Here is a 1,582-nt window from a genome sequence, read left to right on the forward strand (position 1 = left end):
CAACACGACAATGGACGAAGCCTGGGCGCCGCCGGTAATTGCCGACAGGCCGACGCCAAGCGCTGCAAGGACACGCATCGACACCATGATAGTTTCCCCTGGCCCAACAAACCGGCACCATATTCCCACGGGATTGATGCCTGCTTGCGCGGAAACATAGCATTTTAGGGATTGATAATTCGCCAACGCCCGCACTTGCCCGCCGAACGCCGCCGTATTACGCAGCCTCGCATCCAAAGAGGTGACGACAATTGGCTGAGATAGTTGCCGCCGGCGAGGCGATGGAGCGGGCGCTGGCGCTGCTCGAGGGCGGCGACGTCGTCGCCATTCCGACCGAGACTGTCTACGGGCTGGCCGGCGACGCCACCAGCGGCATCGGCGTTGCCCGCATTTTCGAGGCCAAGGGCCGCCCGCGCTTCAACCCGCTGATCGCCCACGTCGCCGATCTCGCCATGGCCGAGCGCATCGCGCTCTTCGACCCGCTGTCGAGAAAGCTGGCCGCGGCCTTCTGGCCGGGTCCGCTGACGCTGGTGCTGCCGCAGCGCCCCGGAAATGGCATTCATCCGCTGGTCACGGCAGGGCTGGACACCATTGCGTTGCGCATGCCCAAGGGGTTCGGCGGCGAGCTGATCGCCAGGCTCGGTCATCCGCTCGCCGCGCCCAGCGCCAATTCTTCCGGCAGGATCAGCGCCACCACCGCCGGCGCCGTGGCTGCCGATTTAGGCGACAGGATCAGGTTGGTGGTCGATGGCGGGGCGACGCCGGTCGGCCTGGAATCGACCATCGTCAAGGTCGAGGGCGAGAGGGTGCGGCTGCTGCGGCCGGGTGGCATCGCTGCGGCCGAGATCGAGGCCGTCGCCGGCAAGCCGCTGCTGCGCGGCGTAGCTGCCGGCATCGAGGCGCCCGGCATGCTCGCCTCGCACTACGCGCCGGGCGCCGCGATGCGCCTCAACGCCCGTCAGATCGCCAGCGGCGAGGCGCTGCTCGCCTTCGGCGGCAGTCGCGCCGAAGGCTGGCAAGGTGCGGCCGCGCTGCGCAACCTCTCCGAGACCGGCGACCTGCGCGAGGCGGCGGCGAACCTCTTCGCATACATGCAGGAGCTCGACCGCAGCGGCGCCGCGACCATCGCCGTCGAGCCGATCCCTTTCGAGGGTCTGGGCGAGGCGATCAACGACCGGCTGTCGCGCGCCGCAGCACCCCGTGACAAGATCGCCTGAGCGCCATAGGTTCTGGCCCCATGAATGATCAGTCCGACGACCAGCCCTTCGAGCTCGACCCCAGCCTTGTCGACCGTTTCGCGGCCATCGTTGGCGAGAAATACGCCTTGCGTGACCAGGCCGAGATCGCACCCTACATCACCGAACGGCGCGGCCTCTGGCACGGCCGGACGTCGCTGGTGCTGAGGCCGGGCAGCGTCGAGGAGGTGGGCCGCATCATGCGGCTTGCGACCGAGACCAAAACGCCCGTCGTGCCGCAGAGCGGCAACACCGGACTGGTCGGCGCCCAGGTGCCCGACAAGTCCGGCCATGACATCATATTGTCGCTGTCCAGGCTGAACCGCATCCGCGAGATCGACGTGCTC

At 68.0% G+C, this 1,582-nt stretch carries 3 protein-coding genes; 2 read left to right on the forward strand and 1 reads right to left on the reverse strand.

The annotated features are described in order from the left end of the window. Window positions 1–186, reverse strand: a 186-nt coding sequence (locus EOA33_RS39970) for a hypothetical protein (protein ID WP_210212646.1), incomplete at its 3' end; no start/stop codon positions are given. A gap of 65 nt (window positions 187–251) precedes the next feature. Between EOA33_RS39970 and EOA33_RS35110 the strand changes: the two genes are divergently transcribed. Then, window positions 252–1,217, forward strand: coding sequence for an L-threonylcarbamoyladenylate synthase (locus tag EOA33_RS35110; protein WP_189363103.1), 966 nt, complete (start codon window positions 252–254; stop codon window positions 1,215–1,217). Between the two features lie 20 nt (window positions 1,218–1,237). Next, a partial coding sequence (locus EOA33_RS35115) for an FAD-binding oxidoreductase (protein ID WP_145989503.1) occupies window positions 1,238–1,582 on the forward strand: 345 nt, incomplete at its 3' end.

The sequence above is a fragment of the Mesorhizobium sp. M4A.F.Ca.ET.050.02.1.1 genome (genome assembly GCF_003997725.1).
GTDB lineage: Bacteria > Pseudomonadota > Alphaproteobacteria > Rhizobiales > Rhizobiaceae > Mesorhizobium.